The 25,212-nt window shown below is 41.7% G+C and carries 23 protein-coding genes and 3 pseudogenes; 9 read left to right on the top strand and 17 right to left on the bottom strand.

The window, feature by feature from the left end; genetic code table 11:
- Positions 1-90: 90 nt before the first annotated feature.
- Entirely contained in the window at positions 91-1,815 is a 1,725-nt protein-coding gene (locus L4D06_RS01160; protein WP_429737583.1) for a polysaccharide biosynthesis/export family protein, read from the bottom strand.
- Between the two features lie 828 nt (positions 1,816-2,643).
- Positions 2,644-2,997 (bottom strand): hypothetical protein, encoded by a 354-nt coding sequence (locus L4D06_RS01155; RefSeq protein WP_429737582.1) that lies wholly within the window; start codon positions 2,995-2,997, stop codon positions 2,644-2,646.
- A gap of 223 nt (positions 2,998-3,220) precedes the next feature.
- Between L4D06_RS01155 and yjbE the strand changes: the two genes are divergently transcribed.
- The 4 genes from yjbE (at position 3,221) to L4D06_RS01135 (ending at position 7,369) form a co-directional block, all read left to right on the top strand.
- On the top strand, positions 3,221-3,472 hold the full coding sequence (gene yjbE, locus L4D06_RS01150) for an exopolysaccharide production protein YjbE (RefSeq protein WP_429737581.1): 252 nt from the start codon (positions 3,221-3,223) through the stop codon (positions 3,470-3,472).
- Positions 3,473-3,601: 129 nt separating this feature from the next.
- Complete coding sequence (locus tag L4D06_RS01145) at positions 3,602-4,315, top strand: YjbF family lipoprotein (protein ID WP_429737580.1); 714 nt, start codon at positions 3,602-3,604, stop codon at positions 4,313-4,315.
- Between the two features lies 1 nt (position 4,316).
- A complete protein-coding gene (locus L4D06_RS01140) occupies positions 4,317-5,198 on the top strand; it encodes a capsule biosynthesis GfcC family protein (protein ID WP_429737579.1) in 882 nt (293 codons plus the stop codon).
- Between the two features lie 2 nt (positions 5,199-5,200).
- Positions 5,201-7,369: a YjbH domain-containing protein gene (locus tag L4D06_RS01135; RefSeq protein WP_429737578.1), complete on the top strand. Its 2,169-nt coding sequence runs from the start codon at positions 5,201-5,203 to the stop codon at positions 7,367-7,369.
- A 60-nt stretch (positions 7,370-7,429) separates the two neighbouring features.
- On the opposite strand, the gene L4D06_RS01130 is transcribed toward L4D06_RS01135, so the two are convergent.
- The 3 genes from L4D06_RS01130 to L4D06_RS01120 all read right to left on the bottom strand — a co-directional run bounded on the left by L4D06_RS01130 (position 7,430) and on the right by L4D06_RS01120 (position 11,023).
- Entirely contained in the window at positions 7,430-8,821 is a 1,392-nt protein-coding gene (locus L4D06_RS01130; RefSeq protein WP_429737577.1) for an MBL fold metallo-hydrolase, read from the bottom strand.
- Positions 8,822-8,954: 133 nt separating this feature from the next.
- Positions 8,955-10,262: an O-antigen ligase family protein gene (locus L4D06_RS01125; RefSeq protein WP_429737576.1), complete on the bottom strand. Its 1,308-nt coding sequence runs from the start codon at positions 10,260-10,262 to the stop codon at positions 8,955-8,957.
- A 29-nt stretch (positions 10,263-10,291) separates the two neighbouring features.
- A complete protein-coding gene (locus L4D06_RS01120) occupies positions 10,292-11,023 on the bottom strand; it encodes a glycosyltransferase family 25 protein (protein WP_429737575.1) in 732 nt (243 codons plus the stop codon).
- 145 nt (positions 11,024-11,168) lie between these two features.
- On the opposite strand from L4D06_RS01120, the gene L4D06_RS01115 reads away from it, so the two are divergent.
- The 4 genes and pseudogenes from L4D06_RS01115 (at position 11,169) to wecA (ending at position 13,841) form a co-directional block, all read left to right on the top strand.
- The gene (locus L4D06_RS01115; protein ID WP_429737574.1) at positions 11,169-11,495 is read left to right on the top strand and encodes a hypothetical protein; all 327 of its coding nucleotides are present in this window, start codon (positions 11,169-11,171) and stop codon (positions 11,493-11,495) included.
- A 31-nt stretch (positions 11,496-11,526) separates the two neighbouring features.
- Positions 11,527-11,658, top strand: coding sequence for a hypothetical protein (locus L4D06_RS01110; RefSeq protein WP_429737573.1), 132 nt, complete (start codon positions 11,527-11,529; stop codon positions 11,656-11,658).
- A 131-nt stretch (positions 11,659-11,789) separates the two neighbouring features.
- A pseudogene (gene istB / locus L4D06_RS01105) lies at positions 11,790-12,517 on the top strand (IS21-like element helper ATPase IstB).
- A gap of 268 nt (positions 12,518-12,785) precedes the next feature.
- A complete protein-coding gene (wecA, locus tag L4D06_RS01100; protein WP_429737572.1) occupies positions 12,786-13,841 on the top strand; it encodes a UDP-N-acetylglucosamine--undecaprenyl-phosphate N-acetylglucosaminephosphotransferase in 1,056 nt (351 codons plus the stop codon).
- A 379-nt stretch (positions 13,842-14,220) separates the two neighbouring features.
- Here the strand turns inward: wecA and L4D06_RS01095 are convergent.
- Positions 14,221-14,572: pseudogene (locus L4D06_RS01095) on the bottom strand (integrase core domain-containing protein); the annotation flags it as partial.
- On the opposite strand from L4D06_RS01095, the pseudogene L4D06_RS01090 reads away from it, so the two are divergent.
- Positions 14,558-14,841 (top strand): annotated as a pseudogene (locus L4D06_RS01090) (ATP-binding protein). The pseudogenes L4D06_RS01095 and L4D06_RS01090 sit on opposite strands and share 15 nt — an antisense overlap.
- Positions 14,842-15,317: 476 nt before the next feature.
- Here L4D06_RS01090 and L4D06_RS01085 read toward each other — a convergent pair.
- The 11 genes from L4D06_RS01085 to L4D06_RS01035 form a co-directional block, all read right to left on the bottom strand.
- A complete protein-coding gene (locus L4D06_RS01085; RefSeq protein ID WP_429737571.1) occupies positions 15,318-16,694 on the bottom strand; it encodes a hypothetical protein in 1,377 nt (458 codons plus the stop codon).
- The gene (gene rffA / locus L4D06_RS01080; RefSeq protein ID WP_429737570.1) at positions 16,684-17,814 is read right to left on the bottom strand and encodes a dTDP-4-amino-4,6-dideoxygalactose transaminase; all 1,131 of its coding nucleotides are present in this window, start codon (positions 17,812-17,814) and stop codon (positions 16,684-16,686) included. Before rffA ends, L4D06_RS01085 begins: the two co-directional genes overlap by 11 nt.
- A complete protein-coding gene (locus L4D06_RS01075; protein ID WP_429737569.1) occupies positions 17,811-18,617 on the bottom strand; it encodes a class I SAM-dependent methyltransferase in 807 nt (268 codons plus the stop codon). Before L4D06_RS01075 ends, rffA begins: the two co-directional genes overlap by 4 nt.
- Positions 18,618-18,619: 2 nt before the next feature.
- Positions 18,620-19,030, bottom strand: coding sequence for a GtrA family protein (locus tag L4D06_RS01070; RefSeq protein ID WP_429737568.1), 411 nt, complete (start codon positions 19,028-19,030; stop codon positions 18,620-18,622).
- Positions 19,020-20,570: an AMP-binding protein gene (locus L4D06_RS01065; RefSeq protein WP_429737567.1), complete on the bottom strand. Its 1,551-nt coding sequence runs from the start codon at positions 20,568-20,570 to the stop codon at positions 19,020-19,022. The genes L4D06_RS01070 and L4D06_RS01065 overlap by 11 nt, the downstream gene beginning before the upstream one ends.
- A gap of 152 nt (positions 20,571-20,722) precedes the next feature.
- Positions 20,723-21,523 (bottom strand): GNAT family N-acetyltransferase, encoded by an 801-nt coding sequence (locus tag L4D06_RS01060; protein WP_429737566.1) that lies wholly within the window; start codon positions 21,521-21,523, stop codon positions 20,723-20,725.
- A complete protein-coding gene (locus L4D06_RS01055; RefSeq protein WP_429737565.1) occupies positions 21,520-22,260 on the bottom strand; it encodes an SDR family NAD(P)-dependent oxidoreductase in 741 nt (246 codons plus the stop codon). The genes L4D06_RS01060 and L4D06_RS01055 overlap by 4 nt, the downstream gene beginning before the upstream one ends.
- A complete protein-coding gene (locus L4D06_RS01050; RefSeq protein WP_429737564.1) occupies positions 22,250-22,489 on the bottom strand; it encodes an acyl carrier protein in 240 nt (79 codons plus the stop codon). The genes L4D06_RS01055 and L4D06_RS01050 overlap by 11 nt, the downstream gene beginning before the upstream one ends.
- A 3-nt stretch (positions 22,490-22,492) precedes the next feature.
- The gene (locus L4D06_RS01045; protein WP_429737563.1) at positions 22,493-23,164 is read right to left on the bottom strand and encodes an acetyltransferase; all 672 of its coding nucleotides are present in this window, start codon (positions 23,162-23,164) and stop codon (positions 22,493-22,495) included.
- Between the two features lie 97 nt (positions 23,165-23,261).
- Positions 23,262-24,191, bottom strand: coding sequence for a glycoside hydrolase family protein (locus L4D06_RS01040; RefSeq protein WP_429737561.1), 930 nt, complete (start codon positions 24,189-24,191; stop codon positions 23,262-23,264).
- A 2-nt stretch (positions 24,192-24,193) separates the two neighbouring features.
- The gene (locus L4D06_RS01035; RefSeq protein WP_429737560.1) at positions 24,194-25,162 is read right to left on the bottom strand and encodes a class I SAM-dependent methyltransferase; all 969 of its coding nucleotides are present in this window, start codon (positions 25,160-25,162) and stop codon (positions 24,194-24,196) included.
- Between the last annotated feature and the right edge of the window lie 50 nt (positions 25,163-25,212).

Below are 25,212 nucleotides of genomic sequence, written 5' to 3'. Positions count from 1 at the left end.
GACCCTATTAAGAAAAGGAGAATTCACGTTGGTTTCTTGGAAGTATCGCTTTATCCGATTTTTCGTTAACAAAGTTGCCAACAATACTTTTTAGTTGATCGCCACATTTGCCGCGACTGCAATTTGATAGATAATTTGGGTAATGTCTTTGACCGTTTGCATTGTTTTCGCATCAACACGCGGCATGATTAGCAGTTGATCACCCGGTTGTAACTTCGCGTCTTTACCAAATTCGATCATGCCGTTGGCTTTTACTATTAATGGACGCTCGTAGTTTGCGCGCTCTGTATAGCCGCCCGCCCACGCTATATAGTCACTTGCTTTTGCATTTGGGTTGTATACCAGCGCTTGGGGCATGACTACCTCACCACCCACTTGCACTAAATCACTTTTGTTTGGAATGACAACCACATCTCCTGTCTCAAGTAACACATTGGCCACCGCTCCGTTGTCTGAAACAACTACTTTACCTAGTGGCACAATTTCTCTTGCTCGTTCTGTAAATGCCAATATCATTTCGGCTTCACGCGCTCGAATTGCCGCTTCACCATCTGATGACGCAGGGGCTGTAAATACACTTCTCTCTAGTCGTTGCAGTGATTGTTCAATCATCTCTTTTTGTCTTTCTGCAACGCTTTTTCTCAAGATATATATTGAACGATGGTCAGCTAACGCTTTTTCGATTTCTATGTTTGCCAGCAATGCATGTAGTCGCGTCTTTTTACTTACTGCATAGTAAGAAGGGCCGAGATAACTCCCGCTGATCTGAATGTCTAGAACTTGGGGGCGCAAATCGTCATTAAAAATTAGTTTGTCCCCATCTTTTACAATGAACGATTTGAACGCCTCAATAGGCAAATACTTCGAAAACGGACCATCCTCTCTTGTACCCATCACTCCAACGTGGCTCACTTTTGCGTAGGGTCTTGCCAGTTCAACCAATTCATTGCCGTTTATCTGATGGCTATCAATTTCAAACCTAAAAGGATGTTTTACTGTTCCCGCCACTGAGACTGTGGATTTTTGTGGTTCAACAAAAATCACATCTCCATCTTTGAAGTTAATGGTGTCTAATTTCCCTTTTTGCATAAATGCGTAGAGGTCTACATTTACGATAGTCTCTCCATTTCTTATGACGCGAATACTACGATAACTGCCTCGCTCAGAGTCCACTCCACCAGCTCGTTTTAGAAAATAGAGCACACTGTCAGATGCTATGCCCGCATACTGCCCCGGCCTGATAACCGAACCTGAAACGTAAACACTGACTGGCGTCGCGCTAAGAAGGTTAACGTAGATGCTGACATTCTTTTTGTAGACGGTACGAATTTTTTCAGTAACAACATCGTTGATCCGGCTCGCTGGCGTATTGATAACAGCTATTGGTCCAACGTTAGGTAGAAAGATATTGCCCTGATTATCTACAGTAACCACTTCGGCGAAATTCACTGCCCCCCATAGCCATATAGATAGCTTGTCTCCCGCTGCTATGAGGTAATCTTCATTTAACCCATCAAGACGTTCGGTTTCATACCCGCCCGCGAATAAGTTTGCACCATATGGAGGAGGCAGAACTTCTCCAGAGGTCGGTAAAAGCGCCGACACTGGTGTTTCTCCCGGTAGTAACAACCCGTTCCGGCTTTGGGTTTGATGCTGCCCTTCGGATACATCTTGCACAGGCTTTGTGTCTTCTTGTAAAGAAAATCCCGCGACGTCATGTAATTTAGATGTACTTACATTGGCCATCGTCATCGATGCATAGGCCAGTGAATTTGTCAGACACGCGATAACTATAATCAGCTGTTTCTTACTCATACTCATTGGCCAACTTCACTTTTATCAACGCTACCTTCGAGCATTGGTATGATTATGCTCGAATCCATGTCGACGATAGCGGGCATTACTGCCCAATCAGTATCAATACGACAGATGGTCTCAATGTGTCGAGATCCTTCGCTCATGCTTTCTAGTTGTCTACATTCTTGGCCCAGGGCTGAAAAGTAGCCTTGTCCAACCTTGTAAGAACTCCCATTTGAGGTTGTGATGACTTCTTGCCCTTGCTCAACCGCTCTGGTCATTGCAGCTGGTAGCAAATGATGGCTATGCGAGTATGTGTTTGCGAGCAATGGAAGTTTCGCATAGACCTCAGGCGGAGTCTGACTACATGCAGTGAGCGTGCTTATCACCCCAGTCAACAAGAGGCTTCTCAAGTATGTGTTTTTCAAACGGGGATAGCTCCAATCTGCCGAGTATTCATACACGGGAAGTTAAAAATTAGTACGCTACCGCCCTTGGGTGTCGCTCCCAAAGTGCGTATAGACTCAGAATGTATTATCAAATTTGTTCCAGGCCATGGCTAAGTTCCTTGTCAGCATTCTTAGATACTCAATCAAAAAACCATTACCCCACCACGTCCACACAAAGAAACATACGCCTCTTAAATGAGGCGAAATCTTATCATTTAAGACGTGTTGATATTAAGCTCAAAAGAAACTTTTATCTCCTGTTTGTTTCATATGTGAACACCTGTTAATATTTTGCTCAATTTATATACAGATAGAGATTGCTAAATCTATTAATAGAGATATAGATGCGATTAAGTAGCCATAAAAAGGAAACATACTATTAATGATTGGTTACAATTTATTTTATAAATACACTTATTTGCCCTACATTTTTCACAATCCCATTCTCCAGCAATTCTACCTCGCCATTTCCACAAACGGTCAAACGGACTCTCGGTTTTGGTTCATTAACGTAGTATTCACACCTTGGTGTGCCAGCGCCATTTATTCTACTATAAACAACAACTTGAGCTGATACCCCGCTATTGTTCATAAATAGAAAATGCTCATTTGAAGGTGTCACATGAACTTTTTCTTCGACACCGTTACTCCACAATATATGGCCGTTGTCTTGAAAGGATTTCGGATGGGAAGAGCAAGCAACTAAAGCACTTGCACTTAAAAGGAGTGGGAAAACAAAGCGACGTTTCATGGTAATACTCTACAACACCAAAAAATGAACAAAGTTTACACTTACAAATCATATGACTCAAAAATTATTCATTTACATCAAAAATGATATTTATTTCATGATTATCTTGCACTTTATTACCTAGATTCTTGTTTATCTATTTACTTGACATCAAATACTGTTTAGCATTTTAGAAGCCTGTCTAATTTTAAAAACAGGTGTAACATTACATATGGAGTTCTACATGAAAAAATCAGTAATTGCTGCACTTGCAGCGATGATGATGGCAGCAGCACCAGCAATGGCTGCTGAAGAAGCAGGTTCTACTGGCGGTTCTGCTGGCGGTGCTGGTGCTTCTTCTGCTGCTGTTGGTGGCGTGAGTGCAACTACTGTTGCAATCGGCGCTGCGGTTGTTGCTGTTGCCGTTGTTGCGGTTGATTCATCAGACAACGACACTGCAACCACGACTTCAACTTCTGTAACCACTCAAGGTTAATTAGTCAGTTGTGCAAAATAAAACCGAACAGTGTGAACTGTTCGGTTTTCTTTGTTTTTGGGCAACACTTTTTTAAAACTGAACCCAGCACCGCATTCGCAGGTAAGCTGGCCACGATGTAGTAGTAAAATGAAAGAGTTAAAAACCATTCTTCAGGTTGCCATGTCTGTGGTCGTGATCACCACGCTCAGCGGATGCAGCCAAAAGTTTCAAGATGTGAAAGACACCATGTCCCTCGCGGTGTTTGGCCATGAAGACATTGAACTGAATGCAAACCAAATCAATGACCTTCCCTACGCCAGCCTTTACGCAAAAGTAGAAGGCAGCGGACAAGCCTTTTTGGTACTGGGGTATGCCAACGCCTCGTTTTCAAACCTGCCTGACGGCATTGATAACTACCAGTTAAAATGGCTTTCTGCCAACAAAGAAATGCTTGTGACTGAGCATGGTCGCATTACCAAAACGGTGAACTTGCTTAGTGGTAACCTAGAGGCCAGTTACTCACACCAAGCTGACCCAGTGGCACTTGGCTTATTGAAAAATTCCACGCCACGCGTTTGGAAGCGAAAAGTGGATTGGAGCCCGGGTTATCACACGGGTTATTTGCTCGAATCACGCTTTGAGCTACAAGGTGAAAACACCTTGATGATTAACGAAAAGCCTGTTGAGACGCTCCACTTCATTGAATATGTGTCTGCCCCTGATCTCGACATTCAATTTACTAACCATTTCTGGCTTCAGCCCCTTTCTGGTCACGTAGTCGCAAGCACACAAACGCCTGCACCAGGCTTGCCAAAAATCGACATTACCTTGCTGAAGCCTTTCGCAGTGGGAGCGCAATAAAATGCCATTTGTTATTAGGTTATCTCACTCTGCCTGCGCATTATTTTCTTCTCGCTTGTTACAAATGGCACTGCTGGCTTTCAGCACGACTGCGCTATTGTTCTCAACCGTTATCAATGCGTCTGAACTGGCTTCCACTCCGCAAAAAGAGCAAACGCAAACCCGTGTAACGGTGATTAACGCGACGAAAGATACTCGCCATTTTTCTGTCACTTTTGATGGCAGCCCGCGTGCTTCTCAGGTGATATCACAAGGTGCATTGCTCGCACGGCAACACGCGGCAAATATTCAAGGCCATAATAGTGACCCTATTTTCTGGCAAGGTGCCGGGCTATTTTCTGATTCAGACAATAACGACGTAGAACACTTGCGAACACAGGTACTTGAAGTGCTTTCATTACTGGAAACAGAATGGCGTGATGACCACGCTGCGTTAAACGCGGTTGAATCCTTGGTGGCGTTTTTGTCTGAATCCACGTTTAAGCAACGTGTGGCTATTGCGATCGATGAAGATGTGTATTTAGCAGGGGGGCGTATTAACCCTCTTTTGGCGGGAGATTTAACGCTGTTGCTGCCAACAAGGCCTAAGAATGTGTGGGTGCTTGGCGCTGTAAAACAAACCGCGGATCTGGATTTCTCTCCACTAAAGCTCGCAGGCGATTACGCGGATGCTGCTGACACGCTCGATATGTTTGGAATAAGTGAACTGAACGTAATTCAACCTGATGGCCATCAGGAAACGCATCAGGTGGCGTATTGGAATGAAGTGCCAAGGAACCTTGCCCCTGGCGCATTGATTTATGTTCCCTTTAGTGGCCTTCCCTCTGAGCTTTCATCGCTCAACCATCTGATCCCTTCCCTTCTTCAACACCGAGTGATGTAGTCATGCGCAGCCGTATTTTCCAATTATCTTCTTTGTCGTTGGCACTGCTTCACGCTCTGCCAGCCGTCGCGAATGACCAAAGTTTTATTGCATTTAAACCCACCCAAAGCGATTTTGGCGGTGTGGGCCTCATGCAAATGCCAACAGGCCGTGTTGCGCCAGAAGGTGAGTTTTCTGTGGGTGCAACTCTAAACGGGGACTACCGCCACTACCACAGTTCATTGCAACTTATGCCATGGCTGGAAGCGACCATTCGTTACACTCAGGTGCCTGATTTATATTACAGCAGTGATGAAAGTTTTAGTGGCGACACCTATTACACCGATAAAGGCATCGACGTTAAACTTCGCCTTTGGGAAGAAAGCTATTGGCTGCCGGAAACCTCTATCGGTATTCGTGATATGGGTGGCACAGGTTTGTTTGATGGTGAGTTTATTGCTGCCAGCAAGCACATCGGCCCGTTCGATTTCACAGCGGGTGTTGCTTGGGGTTACATGGGTAACCGCGCCAACTTAAAAGGTGACACGTCACTGGGCGCTGACTGCGGGCGAGACACTTCTTTTAAAGGCAAAGGCGGAAGCTTTGATTACAGCCGTTGGTTTACGGGCTGTATGTCAGTGTTTGGTGGTGTGGAATATCAAACACCTTGGGCACCTTTAACCTTAAAAGCAGAATACGATGCGAATAACTACAAGAGCGATTTTGTGGTTACACGTTCTGATAAAGAAATGCCACAAGATTCTCCGTTCAACGTAGGGGCTGTTTATCGCTTCGGCGATTGGGGCGACATTCGTGCCAGCTATGAACGCGGCAATACGTGGACGCTGGGCTTCACGCTGAAAACTAACTTTAACGCTCTTTCACAAAGCTGGGTAGACACGCCAACCCCCGCCTACGCACCACAGCCACAAAAAGACGCGGCGGACATTGATTGGGAGCGCGTTGCCAACGATTTGGACAAAATTGCCGGTTATGGCAATGCCAAAATCTATGCTGATAATGAGTCGGTCACCGTTGTCGGTTCGCAAGGCAAATACCGCGATCGCGAATTGGCCCATGAAAAAGGTGCGATGATTCTTGCGAACTCGGGAACATCCGCGTCACAATTCAACCTTGTTGAGCAGCAAGCTAACCAATCAACAACGCAAACCACGATTGATGCTGCTGCGTATCGTAAAGTCGCCAATCAAGAATATGTGGGCGCAAGCGTCTCAGACGCCACCACCTTGGTTAACCCAAGTTCACCGCGTGGCATGTTACAAACCGACACCAGTAAACCTTGGTCGGTAAGCTTCTCCCCTAACCTTCAACAATCGATTGGTGGTTCGGAAGACTTCTACCTCTTCAATATTGGTGTGAGTGGCGGTGCTAGCTATTGGCTGACCGACAACATTGAGTTTGGTGGCAGTGTTTACGTTAACCTTTACGATAACTACGACAAGTTCAAATACGATGTGCCGCCAGATGGGACTGATTTGAAACGTGTTCGCACCTTGGTTCGCCAATACATTTCAGACAACCCTGTTCGCGTGAGTAACCTTCAGTTAACGGCCTTTGATAAGTTCGGTGACAGCGTTTATGTGCAAGGTTACGGCGGTTACCTTGAAACCATGTTTGCTGGGGTCGGTGGTGAAGTGCTTTATCGCCCACTTAAGAGTAACTGGGCGTTTGGTATGGATGTAAACTATGTCGCGCAACGTGACCCGAACACAGAGTTTGGGATTTTCACGGAAGAAGTTCACCTCGATCCTATCACTGGGCGTTATTACCGAGTTCAAACTGGCACGCCAACAGGCCACTTCACGACCTACTACCGCCCTGAATGGAGCTGGTTTGATGACTTGTTGATAAAAGCCAGCGTGGGCCACTATTTGGCGGAAGATAAGGGCGTGACGCTAGACGTGTCGAAGCAATTCGACAGCGGTGTGATCGCCGGTGCTTACATGGCGAAAACGAACCTTTCTGCCGAAGAGTTTGGGGAAGGGAGTTTTAACAAAGGCTTCTATATTTCGATTCCGTTTGACATTTTCACCGTGAAACCAAGTGCAAGCAGAGCGGTCATTGGCTGGACGCCACTTTCTCGTGATGGCGGTCAAATGCTAGGTCGTAAGTACAGTTTGTACAGCATGACGAATGGACGTTATCCAAGTTCGGAGTTTACGAACAAGTAATTAGCGTAAATAACCACACAGACCTGGAAATTAAAATGGCGCTCGATTGAGCGCCATTTTCTATCGGTCTGCGGCGATAATGACTTTATCGGCAAAGCCACTGGCCTCTATTTTCTTAGCTAACGCTTGCTGCGCGTGAAGATCGCCATGTACAAGCCGAATTTCATTCGGTCTCGACTCGATACCCGCAATAAATGCCAATAAATCTTTCTGATCAGCATGGGCAGAATAACCCGACATGGTGTGGATGTGCGCGTTGATGTCGATGTTTTCTCCATCAATGTTGACGTGTTTGTCACCGCGCTGAATATTATGCCCGAGGGTTCCCCGAGCTTGGTAGCCTGCGAGAATCACATCAGTGCGTTTATCGGCTAGCAACGCTTTGAGGTAGTTCAGTACGCGTCCGCCGTTGCACATGCCGCTGGCGGCTATCACTATTGCAGGTTCTCCCGTTCGTTTTAGGCGGTTCACCAAGCCAATATGATCACTATGGGTGTTGATGGTGATGCATTGATCAAAAGCGAGTGGGTGCCGCCCTGAATCCAGCGTGGTTTTGGCTTCTTGGCCCCATAAGGTTTTGAACGCGCGGTATTGTTCCGTCACTTTCGCTGCCATAGGAAAATCGAGAATAACGGGAATGGTTGACCAAGCACGCTTTTCATCTTCGTTAAGCGATTTAGCAATCAGGCTTTCTATATCAAATAGCAGCTCTTGTGTTCGCCCAACGCTAAAGGCCGGAATAATAACCACACCACCGTCAAGCAGCGACCGATTGATTAACGTCTTTAAGCGTTCGGCTCGCGATGCAATCGATTCGTGCGTTTTGTCTCCGTAAGTACTTTCAATGACCAATACATCAGCTCGCTTTGGTGATTTGGGATCGGGCAGCAACGGGGTGTTGCTTGGCCCTAGGTCGCCGGAGAACACCAAAACCTGTTGATCTGGTAATTTCACTTCAATGTAAGATGAACCAAGAATATGCCCCGCCGGTTGAAAGCGAATATCGGCGATTGTCCCGAACGCGTTAGCGACGCTCGACCAAACGCCATACTCTATTGGCTGTGTGAGGGAACGGATCAGGTTCAAAATGCGCTTTCGCTGCCTCGCCTTCATTCCTAACTGCAAGCGAAGCCCATCATCAAGCATCATCGGCATGAGGTTGGCTGTGGCTTCAGTACAATATATAGGTGCGCGAAAACCTGCCGCTAATAACCAAGGTATTCTGCCAATGTGGTCGATATGGGTGTGGGTGACAAGTAACGCATCGATATCTTTAACGGGAAAATCGACCTTGAGCGGTTTGGTTTCATCGCCCTGAAATGAACCGCAATCAATGAGCAGTTTACCATTATGGGTGTCGAGTTGGTGGCATGAGCCAGTGACGCCAGTTTTTGCGCCATGGTGGGTGATGTGGAAGGTGCTCTGTTTCGTTTTTTGGTCGATGATTTGCATGATAGGCTCCTTAAAGCGCGCCTCTATCATGCCAAGTTTTGATAAAAAAAATCCCCTTGCTGATTCAATTTCAGAAAGAGGATATATTTTTAATACGTAAATTGAAGGGGTTGCATAACTTCTTAGGCGAAATTTACGATTTAGAACGCGGCTTTGTCTCACTTGAATCAAGACGATCTTCTTTGGATGTATGATTTTGTGTGACTAACAGAACCCCCGTTAGCAATGTAAACAGATACACGACGTGAGTATGATGGAACGGTACATCGGTTAAACCAGCCAATGCTATCATCAACACTATACTACTAAGCAAAGGATCGAATCTCATCCCCACTCCACCTGACGTTTTTTTTACCATTAACGGAGAAACCAGCCAAATAAGCAGAGCACTCAGACCAAATACGCCATAACGTGAAAGTGTATCGATATACAGGTTGTGCAAATGAGGCTGTGCCGATGCAGCATGGTTTTCGATTTCTTCAATGTTAGATCTAAGTTTTTTATCGCCTACACCAAAAAGAGTATGGTGCTTAGCTATCGTCATCCCCTCTTGCCATAAGCTCAGCCTGATACCGATAGGGGTCCCGTAATGACCGTTAGCAATTTCCTGAAACTCTATCGCAGTTTGTTGGATCCGAAGATCAATCTTGTCTTGAAACGCAAAATAACCAACAACTATCGCCACTAATGTCAACAGTAGAGTCACAAGATAATGACGAGGTGACGATGGTAACAAGCGAAATACCAGATACAATGCGACCAATGGGAAGAACAACAACACGCCACGGACATCTGTCAGGAACAGTGCGCCCGTTGTCGATATCAAACCCGTGATGGAAAATATACGAAAAAACCACTGTTTTCTAGACAGTATAAAATATAGGGAGGCCAAGGCAAGCACCGCACAATACAGTGCATAAGGTATTGGATTCGTGGCAATACCTACCCTTTCTATTCCCATTACAACATACTCGTAGCCCGCATTCAGACCGCAAATAACTGCGGCAGTAACTAACAACCATTCGATGAGGCTTTGTGAAATGCGAGACCAAGGGACTAGTGCTAAATACGCTAGGCTTGTTAACAAAGTACGAGAAAAACCAAATTGATCTCCACGAAGAATATGCATCAACGCAAAATAAACAAACGCGAGGAGGCTAGTACCTAACAAGGGTTTCAGAGGTGAAGCATTCCAATTATGCTTAATCGAACCACGAAAATAAACTAGGCAATATAAGCAAACCAAAGGAATGACACGTGAAAGCACCCATTTCGTATCGACAAAGTTAAATATAGAAACCATCATAAGCACCAATGGGCTAATAAGGAAGAAGGTCTCAACTCTTAGTTTGATCAAACTGAAATAGGATTTATCGTTGATAGTAGTTGTCATATTAATTACATGAAAAGTAGAAACTCTAACAAAAGGCGCATTCAACATGTCATTTGCTGAATGATATCAACTTGCTGCTATTTCATTTCAGCTATCTTTTTCCTGTACATTTTTACCAACATCAGCTTTTTATAGGCAGTATATAGCTCACGTGATAGCTTGCGATAAATGGGCGTTTTAAATCCATCATTGGCTTGAATGGTGGATTTGTAAAATCCATGTTTTTCGACAAAACATGGCGTTAACTGATATGAGTACTGTCCATGAATGTAATTCGCACCAACAAAACAATCAACAGGTAAACACCAGCGATGTTTGATAAGCTTTGACGCAACCTCAGGCGAGATTGCATAAGCACGCAGACCACCGTAGTTATCTTTCATCAAATTCAGTTGATACTGACCGCGTCTTTCAACTTCAGTGAATTCGCCACCTGCTTCAATATCTTCTAGCCTGATAAAACCAAAACGCTTAACTTCCTTCAAAGCAACGTCAAGGATTTCAGCCGCGTTTTGATGCAATTCAATGTCGTCTTCGCAAACGACGATAGGCCGATTCCGCTCAATGCATTTAAGCCAAAGCTGATAGTGACTAGCATAGCAGCCAAGTTCCCCTTTCGACGGCATTTTTCCACTGGTCAACCACAGCCTTTTTCGATAATTGTAATCTTCCGCCAACATCGGCGTATTTTGATGCCCATCAACGGCATCAAAGAAAGAAAACTCGATCTGTTTATCTGCCATTTCTTTTGCCACTTTTTCGCGGCGATCTGTGCATCTTGGGAGGCTGATCACATAAACTTTAGGCACTATTATCACTTTTTTATGGCACAAAACTAAGATGGAGATACTACATCAAAATCTCATGGCTTTCGAGTGTTACCGCCGATGTAAAAACGCCCCACTAACGTCGATTTAAAATTGACCCACGTGAGACAAAATGTATGTTCCTTTCATGCATAAAACTGCGAACTATGATCTATCAGGAGCAACTCGTGGATATAGCCGTGCAATCTTTATCCACTTCACTGAGCGTGAGTGCCAAGAACACTGGGTTGAAGGTCTTGAAGAAGCGTTCGAATACTTTGTTGGTGTGCTCAGAGAAGTCCTATTCGATAACGCAAAAGCCATAATAATAGAGCGTGATGCCTATGGTGAACAACATTATCGTTGGAATGCAGCCCTGCTCGCTATCGCAAAAAGTCCCACTTTACGCCCAAAGCATGTCGACATTACCGCGCAAAAACGAAGGGGGAAGTTGAACGCTTCAATGCTTACTTAAAAAGTAGCTTATCACTCAACATGCCGCCACGATGAAACAGCATGTCCTTGAATTCACCGTTGACATATTAAACGACCAGATAGGCGATTGGTTAGAAACCGTCGCCCATCAACGTGTTCAAAGTGCAACAGGTATCAAGCCACAACGTTCATCGGAGAAATAGCGCTTCACGCTTCAGCTTTTCCCGATATCAATCGGCCACGTAGAACTCGCGCCTATGACAAACACTATTGTTCCTCTGGAGTGCTTTCAACACCCGGCCTCTACATATGATGCGTTGTTGGAGATGCGGGCATGAACCTTCAGATAAGTCGCATTGAATCAGCCTGTGAAGCGCTGAAGTTACATGCAGACGGTCAAGAGTGGCCAAAGTTAGCGGGCACGTCGCTTAACAATGAGGCGAGTCTTGCCGACAATTTAGAGTCGCTACTTAATGAAGAACTGGAAGCGTAAGCGGAGAGAACAAGAATCACCCTAACTAAGTTCGCAGGCTTCCCGATGCATAAAACGTTCGACGATTATGACTTCAGTTCGCGACAGGATCGCCGAGGAAACAACCCAAGGAGCTGACAAGCCTTCGTGGGGCGAAAAGAGAACGTGGTGCTACTCGGGCCAAGTGGCGTTGGCAAAAGCCATTTAGCCTTAGTCAGATTACTGTTCAAAAAGGACTAAAACCTCGCTTTATTATGGCAGAAGACTTAATGCTTCAACTGTCAGTAGCAAAGAAGCAAGACAGGCTTGAAAGCGACCTTAAGCGAGTTGTGCCGGGGCCAAAACTGCTGTTCATCGATAAGATCGGTTATCTGCCCTTTGGCAGAGAAGAGGTGAACTCGTTCTTAAATGTTATCGCAAAACGTTACGAACAGGGCTGCGTGGTTGTGACAAGCAACTTACCCTTCTCACAATGGTCAAATTCGTTCGCTGATGACACGATACTGACGGCTGCACGACTAAATCGACTGCTTCACCACTCTCATATTATTCAGATAATTGGAGAAAGCTATCGGCTAAAAGGAAAATGAACGTTAGGGACAGTGCCAACCGTCCTACAGAATGAGTCAGAGAGAAAGAGATAACTATAGTTGTTGGTCAGTTTTAAGTCGGCGTTGACACGAGCAACGTTTCGCAAGCGTACGACTCATTTATACGAGCCCCAAGATTGAGAGAGCGCGCACCAAACAGCCTTCTTATGTGTTTTCACGCAAATAAATGACCTTCCCCCCGTGATGATGGTGGCGATCACACATTGTTATCGTTTAAAATTGCAAAAAATTAAATGTAGGTAGTATTGTGCTTTTCCATCTCGCAGACTTAGCGTTTCTGTTTTTTTTCTCATTCGCCACTCTTTTTCTAATGCGCAAAGTCGCGAAGTCTATTGACTTAGTAGATAAACCTAACGCGAGAAAGACCCATAATGGATCCATCCCTCTGGTGGGAGGGATATCCATATGTATATCAATGCTTTACTACTTATTTAACAACCCACTCATTATACCTCACTCCGGACTGTATGCAGCCAGTATCACCTTGCTTGTAATTATTGGTGCGTTGGATGACAAATTCGACCTCAATTTTAGAGTTCGGTTTGCCGTTCAAGCATTGCTCTCTATCGCTATGATGTACCTTGGCAACATCGAACTAAATACACTAGGGAATATGTTTGGCTTCGGGGAGGTAGTTTTGGGATGGGTAGGCTACCCAATAACGATTTTAGCAGTGATTGGCGCCATTAACGCTTTTAATATGGTGGATGGGATAGACGGACTACTTGGGGGGCTATCCACTGTAACATTTGGTGGATTAGCCATTCTGCTCATTCATGATGAACAGCGAAAATTGGCCTTTATGTGTTTTGTCATGATTGCTGTTCTGCTTCCTTATATACTGCTGAACTTGGGAATGGCCGGACGCAAATTCAAAGTATTTATGGGTGATGCTGGAAGTATGCTTATCGGATTTACTGTCATCTGGTTTTTGTTGCTTTCTAGCCAAAATGGTACAAATCCTCCAATGCGCCCTGTGACAGCATTGTGGCTGATTGCTCTCCCATTGATGGATATGGCTGCGATCATGATAAGACGGGTCCGCCGTGGAGATTCACCATTTAAACCTGACCGTGAACACTTACACCACATTTTCCAACGCTTAGGGTTAACGTCTCACCAAACACTGGTAGTGATCTGCTTAGTCGCTTCGTGTTTTGCGGGGTTCGGCATACTAGGAGAGCTAATTGAAATCCCTGAAGTCGTGATGTTTTTGTTATTCTTAGCAACTTTTGCGGTCTATTCGTTGCTACTAAATTACATTTGGCGCGTAATAAGTTTCATAAGAGCAAAATTGGATTAACACTATAAACAAACAGAAAATACGCCTGCATGATCTTTTTCGGGAGGACTCTAGAAACTCAATTTCGAATATACGTCAACACTTAACCAACAAGAAACGTATCGTCAGCTTAGGTTAAACCGATCAACATAGTCATAAGCGATTACTAAAAAAACATACAAACTGTAGTCGTCAACTTAAATGACGTTGTTTCCTAAATCATTGAACTAATCCCAATTGCAGCGTTCAGATCACCAGGACCTCTAACAAGTAGATGATGATAGGCAAAGCCAAATACAAGATCAACCACTGGAAAGAATACAACCTCGCCCTGAAGAATCGTGCAGTATCCCTTTCTGGAGTGATGCTGCAGTCATCAGATCTGGTGTCCACTCACCTTTTAATGAGACAACTCATAATTGGAAATTTCCAATTTTCTCCGGTATTCAGTCGGAGGGATATTTCCTAAGCTTTCGTGCGCGCTCTTCGTTATAATCACACATCTACGACCATGCATATCTAGAACCTGCTCTGTGGATTCAAACAAATAAGCATTGAGGAATTATCAACGGAATGAGCCATTAAAGCGTTCTACAAATCCGCTTTGTTGAGGTTTGCCAGGCTGGATATATAAGCTCGATATCATTTGCTTTACACCAATGAGTTAATTGTTCAGATATAAGCTCAGGTCCGATATCCATCCGCAACTGTTTTGGTAGACCTCGCTCTTTTTCCAACTGTTCGAGGACACGTCCCGCAAGCTTCCCGATGGATTAAAGTTCGACGATTATGACTTCAAGTTCGCGACGGAAGCGCCGAGGAAACAACTAAAAGACCTAACAAGTCTCGCCTTTGTTTTGCGAAAGACAACGTAGTGCAGCTCGAGCCAAGTGGCGTTGCTAAACATCATTTAGCCGTCTGTCTTGGTCAGCTTACAGTCCAAAAAGGATCGATAACTCGCTCTATTATCAGCGCTGATTTAATGCTTCAAGTGTCAGTGGCGAAGAAACAAGACGGCTAGAAAGCTATCTCAAACTAAATGTACTTGGCCCAAGCTCGGTATCTCCCCTTCGTGAGAAAAGAAGCGAAATTATTCTTCAATGTCATCGTAAAACGATAAGAACAGGGCAGCGTGGTTGTAACAAAAAATTTACCGTTCTCATAATGGTAGAATGCGTTCGCTGATAACACCACACTCGCGGCTGCACTGTTACTTTATCATTTACACATCATTGAAATAAGTTCAGAGAGTTATCGACTTAAAGGAATAAGGGCATTAGAGACAGTGCCAACCGCTCTACAAAATGAGTCTGACAGACAGGGATAACCACCATAGGTGGTTCAAGTGTACTTCGCCAAAAGCGTCGCTAAGTGATTCAGTTGTAAGTCGGCGTTGAACAACAGAGCTCAGAGCTCTGTGCTCTGTGCTCTGTGCTCTGTGCTCTGTGCTCTGTGCTCTGTGCTCTGTGCTCTGTGCTCTGTACTCTGTACGACAAACTATTTCCATAGATCCATGTAGTCATATTCTCCATATATTATTTTTGGTTTTAACAAAGTGTCCCATCGAGTAAATCCTTCACATATACCTTTTTGTCTATAAATCAGAGCCGTCGAATCTACACAGATTCGATCTTGATAGCTTGTCCCTAATGCTTTGCTAGTAATGATTTTTGAATTCCCAAAAATTTTATATAAGTGATAGTTACCTACTGAAATTCCCTCTATCTCCGTATACATTAAACCTTCTTTTCCCAAATACAAATCCCTGTTAACTTCAAAAAATTCATATACAGATTCAATTTCGTTAATCATACGGGCCATTCTCATATCAGCAAAATATTTCTGAGGCAAAAACACCAAGAACAAAATTAAAACAACAAGCGCGTTTTTCAACCGGCTATTAACAGACAAAATAAATGCAGAACTTAAAACCAATACATAGAGGTGAAATGTAATATCAGTTCTCAAATCATATGGATGTACAGAACGGACAGATCTCAGTTCCAAAATCGAGACATAATTAATTTTATCTGCCAAATAGAAAATACCAACCAGCCCAACAGATAACACAAGAAAAACCAAAAGCTGCATTCTAATAATTGAAAACGCAAATGCTGCAGCCAAAGGAATAATAAAGAAAAGTTTAGAGTAGACCTGGGTATCTAAGAAAAAAGAAACGATCCTGTCTAAAGAAAACCCATTATATCCTACATACTGACCACTAGGAACCAAGAATATTTCACGCAAAACAAAAAATGCAACCAACGATAAATAAACAATATAATATTGCCATGTTAGCTTTCGGAAATCATAATTGCGAACTAGAAAAATAAACAAAAACAAAATTAGGTGGAAATATATATTCACCTTCAATGCAATTGCAAATACGCCAAAAAAAAGAGCTAATAAAAACTTCTCTCTAAGTAATAGGTTGACTGACAAAAAAGTCAAATATATACATATCAAGTAGTTTATGTATATATCAGATAGAAATGAACTCCAGAATGGTAAAGCCACAAAAAGAATTGATATCAACACCCTCTTTGAATTACTAATTTTAAATGAAAATGATAGAATCCTAACAAACTCAAAATATAGGAGAAAGCTGATCCCTGCTATAAGAAAAGAATAAACTGACTTCCCACTAACACCCGAAAAATTTGATAGTTCGTAAATTGCATAATGAAGACCCGCAACCAATGGTGCACCAGCCTCCAAAAACATCGTAGATATAATTAAACGATTATTTGTCTCAATTGCATAATTCAGTATTACGCCATCCCACAAAGCATACTGATTATTCAATATCGGATATATGATTAAAAAAAAGACAATTAGCATGTCCCATCTGAAATTTATAAGCTTATTCGGCATTCCCAAAATATTCCTTTATTAAACCAGACACATACAACACTTGAGTTACATCCATACCGCTGAAAATTGGGAGCCTTAATATACGAGAACTTTCGGAATCAGTTACATTAAGCTTAGGGATAACACCCTCATTAGCTAAATACCATGGAGAACTGTGTAAAGGAACATAGTGAGAGGTAGAAAAAACACCAAAATCGACCAAATAGTTAATAAGACGTTTTCTCTCTATAGCGTCCTTAAGCTTAATGTAAAAAATATGTCCATTATGCTTGCATTTCCCTGGTATTACAGCGAGATCAATACTAGTAATATGACTGAGTTCTTTATAATAGACGTTCCACAGGTTAAGACGATCAGTGTGTATCTTTTCGGAGCATTCTAACTGTGCATATAGATATGCTGCCTGAAGTTCAGAAGGAAGAAAGCTACTACCTATATCCACCCACGTATACTTATCTATTTTTCCTCTGAGAAAATTGCTTCTATTTGTGCCTTTTTCTCTGATTATTTCCGCACGTTCAGCAAGTGTCGGGTCGTTGATAATAAGTAAACCGCCTTCTCCTCCAGATGTATAATTTTTTGTAGCATGGAAGCTGTAAGTACCTATGTGACCCAAAGTTCCAAGATATTTACCATTGTATTCACTCATCATACCCTGAGCTGCATCTTCTACAACCCATAAGTTATGACGTGCGGCAATTTCCATAATGGTGCCCATTTCACATGAAACGCCAGCATAATGAACTGGAACTATCACTTTTGTCCGAGAAGTAATTGCAGCCTCAATCTTATTTTCGTCTAAGTTCATTGTATCAGGCCTAATGTCGACAAAGACTATTTTTGCTCCGCGTAATACAAAAGCATTGGCCGTAGACACAAAAGTATAGCTAGGCATAATAACTTCATCGCCAGGCTCAAGATCAACAAGTAATGCTGCCATTTCAAGGGCCGAAGTACAGCTTGGAGTTAAGAGCGCTTTTCTGCAGCGGAGTTTCGCTTCGAACCAATCATGGCATCTTTGAGTAAATATGCCATCACCAGACAATTGCCCAACTCGAATCGCTTCAGAAAGATAAGCCTCTTCGCTACCAACAACAGTCGGTTTGGTAAATGGAATCATATTTTTCTTCCTACTACAAAAATACTTCCACCAAAGGAATTAGGAAGAAAACGCTCGATAATATTCTCGAACTTACAAATTGCAAACAATACACCATTTACAATCTTATTAATTTTAACTTCTTTTTCATACTCACTCTGCAATATCTTTTTTTGACTATCGGGAGCAATCAGCGTTCTCAAATAGAGTAAAGGAACAATCAATTTGAAAAAATATCTACTCGTTATCACTTCAAAACCACTTTTTTCAAGTTCCATCGAGATCAAGGCCTTCGTATACCTTTTTTTGTGTCCAGCAATTTTGTCATCGCGACTCCACAGCCACTTGTGTGCGGGTACTGTCAATGCAATGGTACCTTGTTCTCTTAGCATCATATGTACTTTGGTTAATGCTAGATCAGGATCCTCTAAGTGTTCAAGAACATCGAACATAAAGACCGAATCAAACTTATTTACGAAAGGTGACCTGTACAAGTCAAACTGATAACAATTCTTTATTCCATATGATTTAGCATACATGAGGCCAGAATAATGAAGTTCACCAACACATATTTCTCGATACCCCTTACTCATGAGGTATCGAGTAACGCCACCTGTGCCAGCACCTACTTCGATAATCTTGTCATCATATTTTACAAAGCTAGAAATACTCTTAAAGATGTATTCTTTTCTATGCTTAAACCAAAAGTGTGTATTCTCCGATCCATATATCGCATCAAGACCGCTAGCATTATAATCTTCACTGCTTTCATCTTTGCTTGGATGAATAATATGAATTTCATCAATTTTGTTATTACAATCCATACCTAACCTTCCGAAACGGTATTTTTGAACACATAGATTTTCAACATGATAAATAGATATATCGCAATTATTGCTATGCAAAAAAGTTGGACGACTTGATGAGGATAACCAAGGACATCCGAAAAATAATAAAGGAAAAACAAGTTAAGAGTATAAGCCATCAAATGCACAATAAAAAATCTAACAACTGTTCCTTTACGTTCAAATCCATTAAATGTGTAGGTGGAATTTCCACGATATGACACGTAGAGCCCTAAAGGGTAGGATATTGCCACGACTACCTTATGGTCAATTCCGATATATGTGAGAGCTATATATATCAGGTAACCTAATGAATTCTGAAATATTCCAACCAATGCATATCTAATTAACTCATTGAAAGAGGAAAAACACTTATCTATGTCAATCCGCATTATATTTACCAGATTTTAAAGCATTCCTGTCAATCTTTCCGTTTGCATTTTTTGGAAGTGTTTTCATAGGGAATATTTGACCAGGAATCATATATAATGGAATGAAACCCTTAAGTTCATCCAATATAGCTCGACTATCAACAATGGCATTTGTCGCTATATACGCCTCTATGACACCGTAGCCTGAACTTTTTCTTCTATATATAACTGCTGCTTGGTTTATATAGGATAGATTAAGTAGAGCATGTTCTATCTCTTCTAACTCAATTCTATACCCCATATGCTTTATTTGATTATCTTTACGCCCAACAAAATAAAGCAAGCCGTCTTTCTCCGTTACAAGATCACCTGTTTTATACATTCTTTTCATAAAATGTGAAGGCTCTCGTAAAGTAAAGAATGATGATTCAGTTCGCTCAATATCATTAAAATAACCAGATGCTACATTTGGTCCAATAAGGCATAACTCACCTACATCAGATTTCTCACCAATTTCATCAAGGATATAATAGTCAAAGTTTTGATTAATAGCTCCTAAAGTAGGTAATCCATCTAAAGATTCGAAATCTCTATCTGTCAGCTGATGAGCACTGCATATACAGGTACATTCAGTTGGACCATATACATTCACTATCATTGCCTGACTTTTGAAGATATCAAACAGTTTTTTCAACTCTACCTTAGGGTAACCTTCACCACCAAAAGAAATACATCTAACACTAGTAAGTCTTCCTTTTGATATTACTTTCATAGACATTAAATAGATAAGAAGAGAGGGAACGCTGAACCAAATACTACATTTCAAATCTTCAATATCAGACACAAGCTGAACAGGATTTGCAAGCATATCTTTCGATATCGGAGCTAAAGATGCACCAGAGAACAAGGCCGTGTAGAAATCAAAAACAGAGTTGTCAAAATACATCGGGCTAAAATTGGCGAATACATCATATGTTTTTATATCGAAACAGGTTTTACTCCATTCAATAAAATGAAGAATATTTTGGTGAGTAACTGCGACCCCTTTAGGGGTACCAGTAGAACCTGATGTAAACATAACATAAGCAATGGATGAACCGTCGACGCTCTTTATTCTATCTTCTATTTTTCCCAATTGATGACTGTCGATTTGACATATTTCTAAATCATCGATCTTTATAACTGTGCAACTAGAAATACTAATTAACTCAGAAAGTGCTTCATAGCTATCTTCTCTATCACAAAACAAATATTTTGCATTAGAAGTACTAATTATCTTTCTATTTCTCTCAATTGGGCTATCTACATCGATATTTACATATACAACGCCAACCATAAGACATGCCAGCATCAACGAGTATGAATTTACTAGCTTAGTATGACCTATTGCGATCACATCACCCTTACTACAGTTCAACTCTATTAGGGAGCAAGCTTGAGAAAGCGCCTGTTTATAAAGACAACCATAGTTAATGATATTATCACTATACCTCAATGCTGGTATGTTTTCATATTCATTAGCTACATCTCGAAATTTCAAACCCAAGTTGTAGTAATACACACATCCTCCGGGAAGTTGTCATTAATTTTGTTACTAAAAATGCCGATCATCCGACACTAGCCACCACCACAAGGAAGAAATCCTGCGATACCAACAATGAATATCACCGAAATACAATCTCGGTGATATTGCGGTAATTATTCTCAACTAAATCATCTAAAGTCTACCACGTAAAAATCATATTCGTACTTGACAAAAAAACCAGCCGACAGTGCTAGTTTAAAGGAAGCAATGTTGTTTTTGTAACAGTCCCAATATGGTTTCACGCCCACGAGAATGCTTTGACGAATAAATACATTAAGTGCATCAAGTGCATGGCCACCATGCCTATAGTCTTCATGAGTATAGACATCGATTTCAGCCATACAATTACTAGTTGCGGCTGAATAGCAAACACTTACTGCCACATCATCTATGAAAGTCGCGACCGCACCAGATGAACTAAGAAATTCTTGATTACTTTTCCAAAAACGTTGTCCATAGCTAAGATTTATTGACTGTTCTAACAAATGAAAATTACTTTCACTTATTTCACATACTTTGCTTTCACTCAAGTTTGGAGACGGAATAATTCCACCAAAATGCATACGACATCTGGTAGTTTTAGCAAATGATGGATTATTGAGTGAATCTATATAGCCTGACCATTTCTTGTCAGTACAATATATTCTCAACTTTTCTCCGCATATGCCTGCTAGATTATTGGTTGAATCTAAAAAATCACAGATTTGTCGCTCGAATCTAATATCGCTTTCCACTTCAAAGAACTGACAAAAACCAAATTTATGAACTATAAAATAACTAGTTGGTGATTCGTTGCAATTGACAAAAATCAGTCCGTCTTGTTTTCTCTCGATAACTGCGGCAATAAGAGGAAAAACGAACTGAGATGTAATATATCTTTCAAATAAATCTTTATACTCATTCTCCAATAGCAATGTTGGAGTAATCATATCGTCAACCCACCATTTACATCTAAAATAACTCCATTAATAAAGTCATTCTCAACTAGTGAAGCGACAGCCTTACTAACCTCAACAGCCTTACCTAACCTTCTGATTGGCGTGTTAGATATAATATACTTTATATGAGCTTCCGATAGAGCTTCACTGGTCGAGTCAGTACCGATAAAACCCGGTGACACTGCATTAACCCGAATTCCTAACTTACCTAGCTCTTTAGATAAAGTAATAGTCAGTGCATTCACTGCTGCTTTAGCTGAAGAATAAGCACATTGACCTTCGTTTCCATTAGCTGAGATTGAGCTAATATTAACAATACAGCCCTTGACTCTATTCAGTAACATATGTTCAACGGTAGATGAGGTTACCAAAAAGACTGAGTCTAGGTTGATCAGCATATTAGACTTGAATCTATCGTAATCTAACATCAGCTGATTTGGATTCATCAAGTTTACAAAAGGTGCGCTATCTATACTGCCAGCACAGTTCACCAATATTTCTATAGGCCCATGTTCTTTAACAATAGTCCCAATGGAATTCTTAACTTGATCAGGGTCAGTTACATCAAATGAATACTTTATGAATTTATCTGGAATGCAATCTGATTTAGAATTATCTAAATCAGCTATAACCACCTTAGCTCCGAGAGAGGAAAGATGCTCAGCTATGTTCGAACCTAGGCCACCACAGCCTCCAGTCACTAAAGCCACAGCACCATTAATGTTCAAGAGCAACTCCCTTCTCTACCAAAATTTTAACAATAGCATCAACAGACGTCATCAAAACGATATCCATCAACTCTAAGGTCAAGTCATACTCCGATTCAATCGAAGTAACCAGATCCATTTGCTTCAGCGAATCCCAGTTTGGTACATCTGCTTTGCTTAAACTAAGCGTTACGTCAGCAACATTTATCCCGAAAACACTCGCTAAAACTGATGCTAATTTACTATCCACTTTTTATACTCCAAAAAATTTAATATATTCTTCTGCAGAAAATCGGAATTGCTCGCCAGACCTAGATAGATGTACAGTATTCGCTTTAGTACACTTAGAGATCAATGCACCTGCTCCGACTAAATTGAGTTTTCCAACTTCTACCTCATTAACAATGGTCGAATTAACTCCAATAAATGTATTATCTCCAACGACAGCACTTCCTGAAATTACGCAGCCTGAAGCAAGCCAACAGTGATCGCCTATATCAGCATGATGAGCCACTGTTGAATTACACCAAATCATACTATTTTTTCCTAACTTACTATATGGCTCAAGCACAGCTCCAGGCAGCACTACACTACCTTCGCCAATTTGATTCGAAGTATATACTTTGGCATCAGGATGGATATAAGTCTCAATTTTATACCCAATGTGTTTTATCCGGTCAAACATAGATTGCCGCGATCTATTTAAATCGTCGTAGCCCATTGCAATGACTACCGCTACATCAGAATTGTGATAGTGACACTCTAGGGCACTTAGTTTCAAACAAGGCACATCAAGAAAGTTCTGATCTTTTACGTATTCGTCATCAGCGATGACGGCAACGACGTTGTAGCGACTATCTTGCTTTACATATTCGTATAGAATTTCCGCTGTAGTGCCGTTGCCGGCGAGTACGATGCTCTTCATCTAACTATCCTTTGATCACGGCTGGTTGCTTATATGACATCATTTATCAACCTCGGCAGTATTGTCTTAAAAATTGAGGATAATTGGTTTTCCCGCTTCATCCAGCTACATTACCTTCCATCACTGCATAACCAAAACCCGTTAATCCATAGTGATTCCCGTTGTAAAGCATATACCGGATCCCCTCATGCTCAAAAACGCTTGGGTAACAGATCATCTGAGAATCCCAACCTGACTCAGAAACGTCGATACCTGAAGATTCATCTTGGCGATCCCATGAGAGTCCGTCATTAGAAGTTGAATAACCAATTCGGTATGTTTCTATATATTTGGAAGCACGGTGTGCATACCACATGTGATATTTCCCAGCCCAGAAAACAACACTAGGACGTCCAAAGGCATATTCATACTCATCTTTAAATGGTAAACATTGCTCTTTATCATAAATCCAATCAATACCGTCAACTGAATGCGCATGATGCAGTCCATAGTAGTGATCTAAGCCCTTATCGGTTCTTTCCCACTTTAAACCAGAGTTGTACCAAGTGTGCCAGATGCCATCTTCGGATATATGAAATGCTGTAGCTGCAGCAAATAGTGGGTGGTTCTTATCACGCCCGATAATTGGCCCAGGGAACTCTCTTGTCAATTCAAGTTTATCAATGTCAAGCGTTGCCCGCCCCGTATCACATATCCAGAGTCCATCTGGTAAGTTTTGCCATCCTACAAAGTACAAATAGTACCCGCCTTCATGTTTTATCAGGCACCCACTTATAACTCCATCGCAGTCAAAATAGCCTATGTCCCCTGGGCTGAGTGCCATCTTAGGAGAACCAACTAATGTGATAATTCCATCACTGACGTTGGCATATGAAAGAAATATGTTCGACTTACGATTTTTGTCACGGCATGTGTATGCAATGACATATAAGTCTCCCTCAACTTGCACTATACAAGGATGGGAACCATGAGTGTATGCAGAAGACTGCGGATTATATATTAGCCCTTTTTTAAGCCACTTATACATATTCAAACACCATTATCTTTCAATCCGTCTTTTATTATTTTCTCAAGAAGATCTACACGACTCAACCCCATTCTTTTGGCTAACTCGTATAGTTCGTTCTTTAGCTGTGGATTAACACCTTCTAACTGTCCATAATACCTAGACCGAATAGTCCCGCCCCGGACTCCAATATGAGGTATATCAATATTTAAATCCAACGGTTGATTTGAAACTGTATAGTCTATTATGTAGAAACAATAACCAACATCCCACGAAAGATTCACTTTTCTTGCCGTCTCAGGGATGTCACTCATTGGAGCATCAAAAATACATAATGGGTTGTTATTAATGACCATTTTCCCATAATCAGTATTCTTCAACCAAGCAGGTAAACCTTCATCACCGAATACAACTCGTCCACCGTCTTTGGTCACTCGATCCATTTCAGATATCCCCTTCCTAATATCTGGAAATATGTTGAGACCACCAAAATGATAGGTCGCATCGAATAAGTTGTCTTTGAAAGGAAGGTTTGTAGCATCACTGACAGAAAAATGAATGTCATAGTCATCCAGCCCAAGAACTGATTTAGTTCTTTCAATGGCAGATTCGAGCATTGGAGATGAAAAGTCCTGCGCGAAAATAGTCCCGTTTTCACCTAGCAATTCAGCCAAATATGGGAGGTCATTTCCGGCACCTACACCAGTAACTAGTATCTTTTGTCCTGTCTGAAGGTTTAAACGCGAGATTAAGTTTTTCCTTAACTGATGCTCACTGCCACCGAATGTTGCAAACAACCACTTCAAAGCATTATCATGCATTTCAGCTGCCTGCGATACATTGTACTCGTTGATGTTTTCTTCAGCTGAATCAAAAACTGGAGAGGTCGTATTGGAAATATATGGAAAAAAATGATCATTTTTGCATTTAATTCCATCTGATTGGGAAACCAGAACCGCTTTACATAACGGGCAAATATACTCTTCTTTCATCTTAGTTAACTCATAATCTAAAGTTGGAAAACCATTCTAGTCTGGTATAT

Source organism: Enterovibrio makurazakiensis (genome assembly GCF_050336585.1).
Classification (GTDB): domain Bacteria; phylum Pseudomonadota; class Gammaproteobacteria; order Enterobacterales; family Vibrionaceae; genus Enterovibrio; species Enterovibrio gelatinilyticus.
This window is presented reverse-complemented; position numbering and strand designations above follow the sequence as displayed.